Source organism: Chitinophaga pendula (assembly GCF_020386615.1).
Taxonomy (GTDB): Bacteria; Bacteroidota; Bacteroidia; order Chitinophagales; family Chitinophagaceae; genus Chitinophaga; species Chitinophaga pendula.
The window spans coordinates 1,440,723-1,457,112 of the sequence record NZ_CP077769.1 but is presented as its reverse complement, the minus strand read 5'-3'; the positions used below and the strand labels follow the sequence as shown (position 1 = coordinate 1,457,112).

2 protein-coding genes are annotated in these 16,390 nt (G+C 44.9%); both read right to left on the bottom strand.

What is annotated here, in order from left to right; genetic code table 11:
* Positions 1–4 precede the first annotated feature (4 nt).
* Positions 5–13,735 (bottom strand): non-ribosomal peptide synthetase/type I polyketide synthase, encoded by a 13,731-nt coding sequence (locus KTO58_RS05855; protein WP_225860080.1) that lies wholly within the window; start codon positions 13,733–13,735, stop codon positions 5–7.
* A gap of 9 nt (positions 13,736–13,744) precedes the next feature.
* Positions 13,745–16,363, bottom strand: a complete 2,619-nt coding sequence (locus KTO58_RS05850; RefSeq protein ID WP_095840287.1) for a non-ribosomal peptide synthetase — start codon at positions 16,361–16,363, stop codon at positions 13,745–13,747.
* Positions 16,364–16,390 lie beyond the last annotated feature (27 nt).

Here is a 16,390-nt window from a genome sequence, read left to right as displayed (position 1 = left end):
CGTTTTAATTCACTTTTCGCAAACTGCTTAAGGACTTCAAGTTTTTAGCAGCGCTTGTAATCGCTTGTTTTACAGCACTCCTCGTTTCTTCAGTCGTCTGTCCCGCACCTTTCAGCAGGAAATCCCGTATGGCTGTTATAGTTGTAAGCCCAAACATATCAGCCACACTAATACTGGTACCAAATACACTGTTTACCTTGTAGTGAAGACTTATAATACCAATCGAATTCCCTCCAAGATCAAAGAAGTTTTTACTTACACTGATCACCTGTCGATCCAGATGTAGGATCGTAGCCCATATATCCACTAACTTTTCCTCTATGTCGCCGGAAGGAGGAACGTAGTTCTCTTCTGTAATCTCCGGATCAGGCAAGGCTTTCTTATTCAGTTTACCATTGACAGTTAATGGGAAGGCCGCTATCGGAATAAAATAGGAAGGGATCATATAATCCGGGAGCTTGCTACCCAGGAAGTATTTGAGATCTTCTACGATAATTGGTTGATCAGCTATGTAGTAGCCTACTATATATTTATTACCGTTTCTCTCTTTCATGACTACTGCACTTTCCCGAATACCTTCATAGGCGTTCATTTGCGCAGTAATCTCTCCGAGCTCTATCCGAAGCCCCCTCAATTTCACCTGTTCATCTATACGGCCCAGGTACTCAATATTTCCATCCGGTAACCAGCGAGCATGATCTCCTGTTCTATACATGCGAAATCCATATGCTGGTTCGAATGGGTTATCCACAAAACTTTTCGCCGTCTTCACGGCATCTTTCCAATATCCTCTTCCCACACCTATTCCAGATATACATAGTTCTCCCTTTACTCCGGGGGGGCATAGATTCCCTGCGCTATCCACTATATATATCCTTGTATTCTGAACAGGTTTACCAACCGCAATAGTATTATGGGCAGGTGTCTCATGCATGATATAATGACAGATATCATCTGATGCTTCTGTAGGTCCATAAGCATTGACCACCTGCTTATCAGGATAGGTATTAAACCATTTTTCAATTAAATTTTTACTCACAGCCTCACCTGTTACCATGACAGTAGTCAATTCTTTCAATGCCGGCAGCTGTATATCAGGAGACAATACTGAAGTCAAATAGGAAGGGACACATTCCCAAATTGTCACACCATCTGTCTCCATTTGTTGCAATAGTGTAGCGGGCGATAAGATCAACTCATCAGTATAGATAACAGTCTTTCCTCCTACTAGCAAAGCACATAATATTTGCCACACCGAAATATCAAAAGTATAAGGGGCTGTTTGCGCAATAATGCTATGTCCATTCAGTTTGAGGTCATTTATTTTCGCGTAAAGATGGTTCAACATACCACCATCTTCAATCAACACCCCCTTCGGCAATCCGGTAGAACCAGAGGTATAGATCATATAGACCAGATCACCCGCCACCGGCTTCATTTCAAACCTATCTGCAATACAGGTACTCCATTGGTCAATCTCCTTATCAACATAGACCAGTGACGTTACATTGATATCCTCCAATAGCAGCTGCAAGGAGGATTGTGTTATAAGTACCTTCGCCTCTGTATCAGATAAGATGTAGGCAATTCTATCCTGGGGAGCTTTAATATCTATGGGGACATAGGCAGCCCGTAATTTTAATATTGCAAGTATAGCTATCACCATTTCTATACTCCGATGCATGAAAATCGGCACGAGCTGTCCAGCCACCACTCCTTTAGCGGAAAGATAATGGGCCAGCTGGTTACTTCTCTGATCTAATAAGCGATAGCTTAATTCTTCTGTTCCAAATAGAAGTGCTGTCTTGTCCGGGGTGAGATCGGCTTGTATTTCAAATAAGGAAACCGTATTGCTATCTGCAGGATAAGATACTACAGTATCATTATACGCATGTATCAATTGCGCCTTTTCTGATTCATCCAGGATGTCTATATTCTTCAACAGAATCTCCTTGTCTGCTACAATTGCAGCAAGAATACGTTTGAAGTAGGTTATTACTTGTGCGATTTTCTCCTTTTGAAATAAAGCTGTACTATACTCAAAAGCGATATTAAGTCTGCCATCGCTTTCTGCAGCTACCAGCGTGAGATCAAATTTTGATATCTTATGTTCTGAAAAATAATTGTTGAGTGTTACGCCTGGTAATTCCAGGTTCAGATCATCAAAATTCTCGTAGCTGAACATTACATCAAATAATGGGTTCCGACTGGTATCACGACTTACCCCTAAAGATTCCACAATATCCTCATATTGGTATTCCTGATTATCAAAGCAGGATACTGTATTCGTTTTCACTTGCTGTAAAAAGGACTGGAAAGTACTTTCATTTACAGACTGGTTCCGGATCGGCAATGTATTCACAAACATCCCCATCACATCATCCAAATCTGCATGCAAACGTCCTACGGCGGGCGTTCCTATAACAATATCTTCCTGGTTGCTTAACTTATTTAATAAAATATGATATACCGATAATAACAGCATAAACATAGATACGCCCTCGGCTGTAGCCAATGCGTGTAGCTCATTTGTAATACCAACAGAGAGTTCGTCCGTTATTTTTGCTCCATCCGTATTCTTTATCAATGGACGGTTAAAGTCAAGTGGTAATTCAAGGGGATCTGGCAGATCACTATATTGAGCCAGCCAAAAATCACGCTGCGATGATATTCGTTGCTGTTCTGATTCGCTCTGCTGCCATACAGCATAATCCTTGTACTGGATGCGTAAAGCCGGTAAACTTTCTCCACGGTAAAGACGGGTGAAGTCATTCACCAATATATCGGTTGATACTCCATCGGTCACCACATGGTGCATATCTACCAGTAAAATATACGCTTCTGCTCCAACTTCAATAAGACCTATCCGCAATAAAGGAGCCGTGCCTAGATCGAAAGGCCGGATGAAAGCTGTAATCAATGCCGGCACACCTGCCTCATCACTTTCATAAACATTCCACTCAAAACCAATAGTAGCATCGTGCACCCGCTGCTTCAATACACCATCCTCCAACTCAAAGCTGGTACGGAGTATCTCATGACGGGATAACAAACCCTCAAAACTTGCCTTTATACGATCCACCGATATTTTACCATTCAACCTTATTATATGGGGCATGTTGTAGGTCAACGCAGCCTTATCAAATTCATGTAAAAAATACATCCGCCGCTGTGCAGAAGAAAGTACATATAGACCGTCCCCGTTGGCCGCAGGTATACTGCGGTAAGAAACTCGTCCGGAAGAATGGATCACTTTGTGTAGTCCGTGGATCGTCGGCGTACCGAATAGTTGCTGTAAACTCACTTCTACTTCCAATTCTTTCCGGATCTGGTTAACCAGTAAAATCGCACGTAAAGAGTTTCCTCCTAATTCAAAAAAGCTTTGGCCAGCACTAATTACAGACGCATCCAAACGAAGTATGGAGGACCAGATACTCACTAGCTGTTCCTCTATCTCTCCTGATGGTGCGATATAGTCTGTGCCGGCCACAATCTCAATAGCTGGCAACGCCTTATAGTCCACCTTCCCATTCTGGGTCAGCGGAATATGATCAATACGTTGCAGGTGATCAGGAACCATATAAACAGGTAACTGTTCCTGCAGATAGGACCGCAGCGAAGCATGATCAATTGTAGCTGAAGATACATAGTAGCCACACAGGTACTGGTCTTCAGATGTGCCCATCACTACGGCGACACTGTCGCTGATGCCTTCATAGCTATTCAGTAAACCGCTGATCTCTCCCAACTCGATCCGGTAACCGCGAAGTTTGACCTGGTCATCCAGACGACCCAGGTATACCATCTTATCCCAGGACAACATCCGTACCTGATCGCCAGTACGGTATAAACGATCTCCCTTCACGAAGGGACTATCAATAAACCGCTGAGAAGTCAACAGGGGATTATTCGCATAACCCACTGCCAAACCTGCACCCCCTATATATAATTCTCCCCGGACTCCCAACGCCACAGGACGTAATTCCTCATCAAGCACATAAAGACGCGTATTCCAGATAGGCTTACCTATAGGAACTGCATAACCGCCTTCCAACGGATTATACAGGTAGAGCATACAGCCCACAGTAGACTCAGTCGGGCCGTACTCATTATACAAGGAGGCTTGTCCCCCATATTGCTGATAAATATCCTCCGCTACCGTACGTTCCAGTAACTCCCCGCCTATGATAAATTTCATGGGCCGTGCAGATACCGGCAGATCGCGGATCAGCTTCAGGTGAGAGGGTGTCAGTTTCACCACATTCACCTCTGTATCAGCTATTACTGTTCCAATAACTCCCGGGTTATTACCTCCTCCGAAGATCTTCAGGCGGCCTCCACTGATCAATGGCAGAAATAAAGAGGTGATCGTCAGATCAAAGGAAATAGAGCTATGTAAAGAAAATACCGTTTCTGTATTACTATGAATGTAATGGTTACGCGCCCACCTCAGATAGTTTGCCAATGAATGATGGGCTATCATTACTCCCTTAGGCTGTCCGGTAGATCCAGACGTATAGATCACGTAAGCCAGGTCTGTGCCTCTGGGAGAACTTAGCCGCGAAGCGCCACTATAGCACTTAGCTGCATCCAATATTCCCGAAAGTCCATCAGCATTCAATACTAACTTCACGCCTGCATCTTCCAGGATCAGGGCCGCACGTTGTGCAGGGTATGCAGGATCTATCGGCACATAAGCAGCGCCTGATTTAAGAATACCTACTAACACTGGCAACAATAACAGATCACGGTCCAGTATCACCGCCACACGATCCCCACTACCTATGCCCAAGCTGCACTGCAGATATATGGCCAGCTGCTCTGATAAAATATCCAGTTCTTTATATGACATTTTATCCGCGCCACAGGTCAGTGCCAGCGCATCTGGCGTACGGTGGACCTGTTCACTAAACAGATCTATAAAGGTTTCATTAGCAGGATAGGCGATCGTAGTATCGTTATAATCTGTCAGCAGCCGGTCACGTTCTACCTCATCCAGTATAACTATATCTTTCAACAATACATTCGTATCAGCAACGACTGCGGATACTATACGTTTGAAATAAGTAGCCAGGCGATCTATTGTTTCCGAACGGAACAGGGTCGTATTATATTCAAAATCTATAATAATCTGTTCTTCATGCTCTCCGGAAAATAAGGTCAGATCAAACTTTGATATGGGTCGTTTATCATCATAGTAATTTAGATCCACACCATCCAAAGTCAATGTATTTGTTTCAAAATCCTCATAGCTGAGCATCACATCAAACAAAGGATTACGGCTGGTATCACGGTTTACTCCCAGGGATTCCAATATATCCTCATACTGGTATTCCTGGTTATCAAAACTAGAGAGGGTATTCTTTTTAACCTGCTGCAAAAAGGAACGGAAAGAGCTGGTATGTTCGGATCGATTCCGCAACGGTAATGTATTCACAAACATCCCCATCACTTCCTTCAAATCAGCGTGCAGGCGACCGGCAGTAGGCGTCCCTATAACAATATCTTCCTGGTTGCTTAACTTATTTAATAAAATATGATATACAGACAATAATAGCATAAACATGGACAGTCCTTCTTCTGCTGCTAGTTCTTTTAATGCTATTGTTACTTCTTTTGATAATTTATCTTTAAAAACAGCTCCATCCGTATTCTTTATCAATGGACGGTTAAAGTCAAGTGGTAATTCAAGGGGATCTGGCAGATCACTATATTGAGCCAGCCAAAAATCACGCTGCGATGATATTCGTTGCTGTTCTGATTCGCTCTGCTGCCATACAGCATAATCCTTGTACTGGATGCGTAAAGCCGGTAAACTTTCTCCACGGTAAAGACGGGTGAAGTCATTCACCAATATATCGGTTGATACTCCATCGGTCACCACATGGTGCATATCTACCAGTAAAATATACGCTTCTGCTCCAACTTCAATAAGACCTATCCGCAATAAAGGAGCCGTGCCTAGATCGAAAGGCCGGATGAAAGCTGTAATCAATGCCGGCACACCTGCCTCATCACTTTCATAAACATTCCACTCAAAACCAATAGTAGCATCGTGCACCCGCTGCTTCAATACACCATCCTCCAACTCAAAGCTGGTACGGAGTATCTCATGACGGGATAACAAACCCTCAAAACTTGCCTTTATACGATCCACCGATACTTTACCATTCAACCTTATTATATGGGGCATGTTGTAGGTCAACGCAGCCTTATCAAATTCATGTAAAAAATACATCCGCCGCTGCGCAGAAGAAAGTACATATAGACCGTCCCCGTTGGCCGCAGGTATACTGCGGTAAGAAACTCGTCCGGAAGAATGGATCACTTTGTGTAGTCCGTGGATCGTCGGCGTACCGAATAGTTGCTGTAAACTCACTTCTACTTCCAATTCTTTCCGGATCTGGTTAACCAGTAAAATCGCACGTAAAGAGTTTCCTCCTAATTCAAAAAAGCTTTGGCCAGCACTAATTACAGACGCATCCAAACGAAGTATGGAGGACCAGATACTCACTAGCTGTTCCTCTATCTCTCCTGATGGTGCGATATAGTCTGTGCCGGCCACAATCTCAATAGCTGGCAACGCCTTATAGTCCACCTTCCCATTCTGGGTCAGCGGAATATGATCAATACGTTGCAGGTGATCAGGAACCATATAAACAGGTAACTGTTCCTGCAGATAGGACCGCAGCGAAGCATGATCAATTGTAGCTGAAGATACATAGTAGCCACACAGGTACTGGTCTTCAGATGTACCCATCACTACGGCGACACTGTCGCTGATACCTTCATAGCTATTCAGCAGACCGCTGATCTCTCCCAACTCGATCCGGTAACCGCGAAGTTTGACCTGGTCATCCAGACGACCCAGGTATACCATCTTATCCCAGGACAACATCCGTACCTGATCGCCAGTACGGTATAAACGATCCCCCTTTACGAAGGGACTATCAATAAACCGCTGAGAAGTCAACAGGGGATTATTCGCATAACCCACTGCCAAACCTGCACCCCCTATATATAATTCTCCCCGGACTCCCAACGCCACAGGACGTAATTCCTCATCAAGCACATAAAGACGCGTATTCCAGATAGGCTTACCTATAGGAACTGCATAACCGCCTTCCAACGGATTATACAGGTAGAGCATACAGCCCACAGTAGACTCAGTCGGGCCGTACTCATTATACAAGGAGGCTTGTCCCCCATATTGCTGATAAATATCCTCCGCTACCGTACGTTCCAGTAACTCCCCGCCTATGATAAATTTCATAGGCCGTGCAGATACCGGCAGATCGCGGATCAGCTTCAGGTGAGAGGGTGTCAGTTTCACCACATTCACCTCTGTATCAGCTATTACTGTTCCAATAACTCCCGGGTTATTACCTCCTCCGAAGATCTTCAGGCGGCCTCCACTGATCAATGGCAGAAATAAAGAGGTGATCGTCAGATCAAAGGAAATAGAACTATGTAAAGAAAATACCGTTTCTGTATTACTGTGAATGTAATGGTTACGCGCCCACCTCAGATAGTTTGCCAATGAATGATGGGCTATCATTACTCCCTTAGGCTGTCCGGTAGATCCAGACGTATAGATCATATATGCCAGGTCTGTGCCTCTGGGAGAACTTAGCCGCGAAGCGCCACTATAGCACTTAGCTGCATCCAATATTCCCGAAAGTCCATCAGCATTCAATACTAACTTCACGCCTGCATCTTCCAGGATCAGGGCCGCACGTTGTGCAGGGTATGCAGGATCTATCGGCACATAAGCAGCGCCTGATTTAAGAATACCTACTAACACTGGCAACAATAGCAGATCACGGTCCAGTATCACCGCCACACGATCCCCACTACCTATGCCCAAGCTGCACTGCAGATATACGGCCAGCTGCTCTGATAAAATATCCAGTTCTTTATATGACATTTTATCCGCGCCACAGGTCAGTGCCAGCGCATTTGGCGTACGGTGGACCTGTTCACTAAACAGATCTATAAAGGTTTCATTAGAAGGATAGGCGATCGTAGTATCGTTATAATCTGTCAGCAGCCGGTCACGTTCTACCTCATCCAGTATAACTATATCTTTCAACAATACATTCGTATCAGCAACGACTGCGGATACTATACGTTTGAAATAAGTAGCCAGGCGCTCTATCGTTCTGGGGCGGAACAATACAGTACTATATTCAAAGTTGATGCTTAACCGGCCATCACGCTCTCCCGCTACCAGTGTAAGTTCAAATTTCGCTATTTCGTGTTCTCTATTGAATGGTAATAGCTTCAGCCCTTCTAATTCCAATGCAACATCATCAAAATTTTCATAACTGAACATTACATCAAATAACGGATTTCGACTCAGATCCCGCGCCACTCCCAATGACTCTACAATATCTTCATACTGGTATTCCTGATTATCAAAACACGCTAATGCATTTTGCTTTACTTGTTGTAAGAATGTATGAAATGTATTAGTCTTGCTTGATTGGTTACGCAATGGCAATGTATTGACAAACATACCCATCACGCCTTCTAGATCTGCATGCAGACGACCTGCCGTCGGTGTACCGATCACAATATCTTCCTGATTACTAAGCTTGCTCAGCAAGACATGATAGATAGACAATAGAAGCATGAACATCGACACATTTTCTTTTTCCGCAACATCCTTCAATTGGCTTGTTTGTTCCTCTGACAGCTCATCCATCCATTTCGCACCTCTATCGCTCTTGATCAGAGGACGGCTAAAATCTAATGGTAGCTCCAGGGATTCTGGTAATTCCTGGTATTGTTGCATCCAGAAATCCCTTTGTCCCTTTATTCGCTGTTGCTCCTCTACTCCTTGTTGCCATTGTGCATAGTCTTTGTATTGTAGGTGTAACGCCGGTAATGTCGCCCCCTTATAGAGATGCGTTAAGTCATTCACCAGGATATCTGTGGATACCCCATCAGTCACTACGTGATGCATATCCACCAGCAATATGTGTGCGTCATTTTCCGTACGGATCAACCCTGCTCTTAACAATGGTGCCCGCCCAAGGTCAAATGGACGAATAAACTGATCTACCAGGGAGGATACTCCTGCTGCATCACTCTCATAAATCGTCCATTCAAAGCCTGCGATCGTTTCGTGGACCCGCTGTTTTACCTCCCCTTCCCGTACTTCGAAAGTCGTCCGTAATACTTCGTGACGGGTAATCAACTTTTCAAAACAAGTAAGTAGTTTTTCTGCATCCAACGTGCCTTCCAACCGGATCACATGCGGCATATTATAGGTCAGCGCCGCTTTATCAAATTCGTGTAAAAAATACATCCGCCGCTGTGCTGCTGACAAAGCATATAAACCAGACCCACCTGCTGAAGGGATCGCCGCACTACGCCCTGTTATCTGGTCAATACCAGCGTCCCCTAAACGATTGTGGATAAAAAGACCCTGTGTCGACAATACCGGATGATCATAAAAATCACGGATGGACATATCTACACCAAAAGTCTTGTGTATACGTGATAACATCGTCAGCGCCTTCAGGGAATCACCTCCTATTTCGAAAAAGTCCGAGGTATCAGATAAATCAGCCTGGCCAAAGAAGTCTTTCCACATTGCCTGCAGCTGTGCGCTCACGCCAGACTCCGTTTGCTCAAAAACAGGATGGTTATCAATTACTGCTTTCTGTTCACTAGTATCTATTATTCCTGTTACCCAACGCTCCAATCGACCTTCCAGTGGGGCTTTTGATATCAATACATGCGATAAGTGTTTATGTTGTAATACGACTTCCAGCACCTCACAAAGTTCCTCAGCTACAATATCCTGATTGCTTGTCTTTATATTGAAATCCAATCCATCCAGGCTGACACTTAGCCAGCGTTGTAAACGGCCAGACCCAGTCTCCCGTTGTACAAACTGGTCCATATAACGATTGGCGGTCGCATACGCGCCAAAACCTAAACCGCCCAATACCGTCGATATCGAGGAGGTCAGCACACAGAAGTCCAGTGCACGATCAGCCAATACCTGCCACAAGGCATCAACACCACCGATCTTGGGATGGAACTGATGCATATAATCATCTGTACTCAACTCCGGTAATAAACCTATGGAACGACCGTCCACCACTCCTGCGGCATGAATAACACCATTGATAGTACCTAATTGTTCCTCAGATAATACCAATGCCGCCTTCAATTGACCGGCATCGGAGATATCACAGGCGACATAACGAACCACTCCTAAATGACGTAACTCCTCATAACGAACCTGTTTATCTCCTTCCAATAAATTATTGCGGCCTACCAGGATCAACTTAGCCTGATAACGACTCAGCAGGTATTTAGACAACGTATAACCCAGCTGACCCAAACCTCCCGTAATCAGGTAAACACCTCCGTCACGGAAAACACTACCTTCCCGATCCAGCCGCAAAGCATCGTAATGCTGTTGCCAGCGTTGACCCCGACGCAAACCGATCACCGAGCCCCGGCGAACGGCCGATAACTCACGGCAAACACATTCTTCCAGCCATTCTGCAGATACTCCCGAATAACTGATATCTATTTGTTGGGTATGAAGTCCTGGATACTCCTGACCGATGACTTTCAACAGGCTCTGACCTAAACTGCTATATGCGTCGCCTGACTCATCCCCACGTATCAGCTCTCCTTCCTCCGTCAGCAACACCAACTCCTGGCTGCAATGCTGCCAGGTGATTGCCAGGTTAGACACACTGTAACACAAGGAGGTATAATCGGCAGCACTTTTACGGTCCATGGACCATAAATGTAGTAGCTGTGTAGGTTTAAAACCACCGGAAGATAGTATCGATGCCAACTGACTAAAATCTCCTGCAACGCCGCCATCTATCTCATAAACATCTACGGAAAGACTGGAAAAACCGCTTCCCTGGTAGACTTCTACCACCTCATGGCCTTGGGAACGAAGCCGGGCGGATAAGCGGGCACCAAAACCACCTGCATCACTCAATAACAGGATCTGGCGGGTAGCCGTAGTAGCTGTACCCATCACCGACTGACGCCATCCGGGTACATAGAACCAATCGGATAAACGACGATCGGCAACCGTAATATTATTATTGGATTGTTGTTGTAATAGCTGATAAGCATCCACATGTACCGGATATTTCACCTGCTCAAAACTATAACCTGGTAAAGACACCTTCAAGCGACGCTCATTACCATAATAATCCCGCCAGTTGATACTTACGCCTCGCTCCCATAACTGACCCAAACCGGTTAACAGGTAATGACCATCAGCTCCCGTATCACGTGCTCCACGAACCAGGGGAATGCCCTCCTGTCCGGCCATACTGCATAAAGTACTCAACACCTTGCCTGGACCTACTTCCAGTAAAACAGACGTACTGCTGGTGGATAGCAACGTGGACAAACCGCCTGAAAAGTCTACGGTCGAACGTAAATGGTTCACCCAGTAGTCAGCCTGGCAGATCTCATCGGCCAAGGCTTCCTTACCCGTCACATTTGAAATAAATGGCAGGGAGGGTGTATGGAAGGTAATACCCGAAAAACAGTCACGGAAAGCGGGTAACACCTCATCCATCAGGTGTGAATGGAAGCCATGTGAGGTACGTAACTCCCGGCAAACATGACCCGATGATTCTAATTGTAGTTTTAATGCTGCTATCGAAGACTCTCTGCCGGACAATACACCCGAAGAAGGGCCATTGACTGCCGCCAGGCAGATATCCACTCCACACAATGCCAGCAACCCTTCACGATCCAATGACACACTCAGCATCTTACCTGTAGGTGCAGCCTGCATACACTCTCCCCGTTTTACTACCAGGTACAATGCATCTGATAAGCTAAATACACCACTCACACAAGCAGCCACATATTCTCCGATACTGTGACCGATCATCATAGAGGGCTGAACGCCCCAGCTCATCAGCAAACGAGCCAGGCTATATTCTATGATGAACAGACAGGGTTGGGTATATTCTGTCTGATCTATACGGGTATCTGCACCAAATAATACCGGACGCAGGTCTTTGCCACAACGGCGTTGGACAATAGACAAACACTCATCTACTGTACTACGGAAATGCGGCTCTTCTTCATACAGCCCCTGGCACATCCCGCTATATTGAGATCCCTGGCCAGGGAACAGAAAGGCAACACCTACTGTGCGTTTGTCCGAAATATAATGACTCCCTGCCGACAGCCAGCCAGGGGTATCCAACAATGCCAACGCTTCGGATCGATTTCGGCAGACCAGCATCCGACGATACTGGAAGGCTTCACGTCCTACCTGTTGCGTATAGGCAATATCATTTAAGGAGGTGGTGGTATCCTGTTGCAGGTACGCCGACACGCGGGCAGCATTACGCTCCAGCGCCCCTGGCGTTTTACCGGACAGCAGCAGTAGCTGATGGCTACGGCCCTCACTACCTGCCTCCCGGACAGGTGCTTCTTCCAACACCACATGCACATTTGTGCCACCTATACCAAAGGAACTGACGCCTGCCCGACGGGGATGACCATTACGTTCCCAGGGACGCAATGTTGTATTTACATAAAAAGGACTATTAGCAAAGTCGATCTCCGGATTGGGTTGCTGGTAGTGCAGACTGGGCACCAGCTGGCCATGTTGCAGTGACAACACGGCCTTGATCAGACCCGCTACCCCGGCAGCCGTATCCAGGTGACCGATATTAGATTTTACAGAGCCGATTGCGCAGAATTGTTTCTTTTCTGTGTTAAAGGCTCTTGTCAGACCAGCGATCTCTACAGGGTCACCCAGTTTGGTACCTGTACCATGCGCTTCAACATAACCAATGGTCGAGGGGTCCACTTTAGCCATCTGAATAGCTTTCATGATTACCTTTGACTGTCCATCAACACTGGGGGCTGTATATCCGATCTTCCTGCTACCATCGTTATTAATAGCACTCCCTTTAATTATAGCATAAATGTGATCTCCATCTTTGATAGCTTCATCCAGTTTCTTTAATACTACGACGCCCGCACCATCTCCAATAATAGTACCGCTGGCAGCTGCATCAAAAGCCCGGCAGTGCCCATCTGCGGAATGTATCATACCATCCTGATGTATATAACCCACCTGAGGCCGCGTGGAGATAAAAACCCCACCAGCCAATGCCATATTACATTCCCGGAGCAATAAACTCATACAGGCGCGCTGTATGGCTACCAATGAAGTCGAACAAGCAGTATTACAGGTGATAGAAGGACCTGAGAGATCTAACAGATAAGATATATGGGAGCTTAAAAAGTTAATATTGCGAAGATTGAATGCAGAAAAATCATCCACCATTTCTTCTCTATTGGCTAATATTGCACCAACCTCCCAATTGGCATTTGAAGCTCCTCCCGAAAATAATCCAATCTTATTCCCGGACTCATAGGGATTATATCCAGCATCCTCTAATGCCGTCCAGCATATCTCATGGAACAGTCGCATCTGCGGGTCCATTAACCTCGCTTCGGCTGGCAGATATCCAAAGAAATCAGCGTCAAAGTACTCTTTACCTCTTACATGAGCACTGGCAGGTACATAAGCAGGATGGTCAATCAATTCTGGATTTTCTCCATTTTTCACCAGTTCTTCTCTGCTCAAAAACTCAACAGACTCTACTCCATTTCTTAAATTCTCCCAAAAGCCCTCGATATCGTTGGCACCGGGGAATCGACCGGCCATACCGATGATAGCTATTTCAAGCCCTGTATAATTTTTCATCTGTTGTACCTAGTCTAATTGATTAAATAAATCCTGCATCCCTGACAGTTCTTCTGCTACTTCTTCTTTATAGCTTTCTGTTTCGTTATTATTATTCTCCAGGAAGTTGAGCAGGGAAGTAATAGTAGGATTGCTAAATATATCCGTGATCACCAACTTGTAACCGAATTCTTCATTGAGAATGGTTATCAGCTGGAGTATTTTCAGGGAATTCCCACCGAGTTCAAAAAAATTCCGATTTACACCAATCAGGTGTTTACCCACCCCAAGCACTTCAGCCCACACCTCTACCATTTTTTCCTCAGATTCGCCAGAGGGTGCGTTGTAAATTACAGCTGCCGCTATACTTACATCTGGTAATGCTTTCTTATCGATCTTCCCATTGGTAGTTACCGGCAATTCGCTCAACTCTACCCAGTGCCTCGGCAGCATATATTCAGGCAACTGAAGGCTCAATGCCCGGGATATATCCTCCCGGTCTACACCTTCTTCCAGTACTACATATCCAACCAACCGCTTATTGCCATTCTCATCTTCTCTAGCCATAACAACACCCTGCCTTACTCCCGGTTGTTGTGTCAATACATTTTCAATCTCCTGTAACTCTATACGATAACCATGGATCTTAACCTGTTCATCTATACGTCCCAGAAATGCGATATTCCCATCTGGTAGCCAGTAAGCGTAATCACCCGTTTTATACATACGGTACCCTTCATCCGTTTCAAATGGGTTAATAACAAAACTTCTATCGGTTTTCACCGGATCTTTCCAATATCCTCTTCCAACACCAACTCCGGATACACACAACTCTCCCTTCACACCTATAGGACTCAGTTGCCCATTATCATCCACCACGTATATTTTCATATTCTGCACTGGCCTGCCTATCGGAACATGGTTATAAACAGGTACCTGTTCCATTGCGTAATGACAGATATCATCAGATGCCTCTGTAGGCCCATATGCGTTCACTACACATTTGCCAGGATAAACACTAAACCATCTCTCCAGTATTCCTAGGCTTACTGCTTCTCCTGTTACCAAAATTTTCCTGAGATAACTAAATGCAGGCAGTTTTGCATCCAGCGCCAACACTGTCGCCAAATAAGAGGGTACGCATTCCCAAATAGTAACTTCATCGCGGTCAATTGTACGTAGCAGCTGCAGGGGAGAAAATATAAGATCGTCCGTATATATCACGGTCTTACCTCCGACTAGTAATGCACTAAACATCTGCCATACAGAGATATCGAACGTATATGATGCCGTTTGAGCAACCTGACTTGTATGGTCCAGTTCCAGGTCGTTAATCTTAGCATACAGATGGTTTAACATACCTGCATTCTCTATCAGAACGCCTTTAGGCTTCCCCGTAGAGCCCGAGGTGTAGATCATGTACACCAGTTCATTCGTCGCTGGCTTTACCGTTATTCTATCTTTTCCTAATGCACTCCAATACTGCTCCTGTTCATCCATCATCAGGATATCTACCCCTACTATATTCTTCAGTATATTTTTAAATCGCAGCTGCGTTATCAAAACTTTAGCGTCCGTATCAGACAACATATATTGAACCCTATCTTCCGGGAAGTTCGTATCTATTGGAACATAAGCAGCCCGTAGCTTAAATATCGCCAAGATAGCAATCACCATTTCCAAGCTCCGGTCCATAAACAACGGTACCAATTGCCCTGCTCCCACTCCATGTCCAGTCAGGTAATATGCCCACTGGTTACTCCGCTGATCCAATTCCCGGTAACTCAATATCGATTCTCCACATATCAAAGCAATATCATCCGGTGTCTTGTCTACTTGCTTTTCAAACAATTCAACAACGGTTGCATCTTCCGGCCAGCTCACTACATTGTTATTAAACTGTTGCAACAATTGTCTTTCAGGGGCATTCTTAAACAAATCCAGCTGTGCGATATCTACAGCCGCCTCCTGCATTAGGGAGCCAGTTAAGGCACAAAAAGCATCCCCAAGCCGTTGTACATATCCTGCCGTAAATTTGTCAGTATTATATTGAACAGTTAATGTCGGGGTATCTTCTAATGAGAAAACAAACAATAAATCAACTAATAAAGGTTCGAACTGGGTTATGCAATGCAATTCTTTCATACAGCAGCCAACTACGGGTTGACGCTGTATTACTATTGGATCGATACCCAGCATATAGTGAAGAGGATAACTGCTGTAATTACTACCCTGTATAAATTCTTGCTTTACATGTCCCAATAAATCACGGAAACTATATCCTTTGAAAGGTCTTACAACAACAGGTATCACTTCATTCTCCACTTGACCATGCTGCGAAGCATCTTTATACACTGGCGTAAACACACAAACTGACTGGGTCGATGTATATTTCTGTATATGTATTCCCAGTGCGGTCAACAGAAGTATATGTGCAGCTTTTGTGTTAGACGCTATCTTGGACAAAGATTGCTGGAGTTCAGCAGGGAATACAATACAGTAGCTGTCCATTACGGCCTGATAAGCCATATCGGTAGTAATGGTATAATCCTTTAACGGATTTTCAAACCTAATGCCCTTCAACGTCTTTTCCCAGTATTCTCTTTCGAGTACCTTTTGATTATTTTTTAATGATGTCAGGTCTAACATTCTTCACAGTTGAAGATTAGTGATTGT

Bases quoted from the DNA above. Each gene is read 5' to 3' on its own strand.
- KTO58_RS05855 (WP_225860080.1), bottom strand. From the start codon at position 13,735: ATGAAAAATTATACAGGGCTTGAAATAGCTATCATCGGTATGGCCGGT.
- KTO58_RS05850 (WP_095840287.1), bottom strand. From the start codon at position 16,363: ATGTTAGACCTGACATCATTAAAAAATAATCAAAAGGTACTCGAAAGA.